Below are 1,186 nucleotides of genomic sequence, written 5' to 3'. Positions count from 1 at the left end.
GCCGCGCAGCGACGGCCCCAGCGGGCTGCCGACGAGGTTCTCGGCGAGCTCCACCGTGGCGCGGGCGTTCAGCGGCCGCAGCTCGAGGTACCGGGCTCCCGCCCGCGTCCAGGCGGCGACGACCGCCGCGAGCTCGGGGCGGTAGGGCACCGGACGCATGGTGAGCACGACGAGCGCCCGGGGCACCGCACCCTCGTGCGCCAGCTGCAGGAGCACCTCGAGCGAGGGGGCGTCCGCCTCGTGCACGTCCTCGAGCACCAGGGCCCACGGGCGACTGTCCCCGCGGCGGCGCAGCAGGGCGGCGAACAGCTCGGCCGCGCGGTCGTGGCGGGCGACCGACCGGACGGGGTCGGCGTAGATCGCGTCGAGCAGGTCGGTCAGCTCCGCCTCGACCGGGCCACGGCTCGACCGTCCCGAGCGCACCAGCAGCGCGTCGGAGAGCAAGGCATACGGCCAGTTGCGCAGCTCCGTGGCGCGCGCGGTGCGCAGCTCGACGTCCAGGAGCCTGGCCGAGCCGCGCAGTGCATCGACCAGGCTCGTCTTTCCGACGCCGGCCTCACCCTCGAGCAGCACCGTCATGCCGACCCCGTCGGCGGCCGTCGACAACAGGTCGTCGAGGTCGTCGAGCTCGGCGGCGCGGCCCACCAGGGGCCACGTCCGCCCCGGCTCGGCCGAGGTGCTCATGCGCCCGATCGTAGGGCCGCCGTGCCGGGTCTGGGCCGACGGGTCAGTCCGTGTACTCCCAGTGCCAGGCCTCGGGCTTGCTGCCGCCGCTCTCGGCCCACGACGGGTGCGTCCAGTTCAGCGCCGGAGCGTTGGCCGTCATCCACCGGTACTGCTTGGTGCCGAAGGTCTCGATGCCGCCGCCGAGGTCCACCGCGACACCCGTGCCGTGGTTGGACGTGCCGGGCGTCGCGCAGAGGTAGCCCTTGGTGCGCTTGCACAGGATCTGGCCGGCGTAGGAGCGGTAGGAGTCGCTGATCGTGAGGTTCGTGCCGAACTTGGCACGGAAGGCGGAGTTGAGGACGTCCAGCTGCTCGGCAGCGTCGCAGCGCAGCCGGACCGAGGAGTCGAAGCTCACGCCGCAGAGGGCGGAGTCGGGGATCTTGCCGTTGGCGTAGCCGAGGAGCGACTGCTTCCACGCGGCACGGGTGGCGGCCTCGGCCTCCGCGGCGGCCTGCGCGGC

Annotated in this window: 2 protein-coding genes; both read right to left on the bottom strand. The window is 73.9% G+C overall.

Going from position 1 to position 1,186, the window contains the following annotated elements:
• On the bottom strand, nucleotides 1-684 hold a 684-nt coding region (locus AC1DUQ_RS21850; protein WP_477074650.1), incomplete at its 3' end, for an AAA family ATPase.
• 43 nt (nucleotides 685-727) lie between these two features.
• On the bottom strand, nucleotides 728-1,186 hold a 459-nt coding region (locus AC1DUQ_RS21845; protein ID WP_477074649.1), incomplete at its 5' end, for a M15 family metallopeptidase.

The organism is Cellulomonas sp. P4_B5_2 (assembly GCF_056402235.1).
The sequence above is the reverse complement of the archived record's forward strand: the minus strand, read 5'-3'. Positions and strand labels throughout refer to the sequence as shown.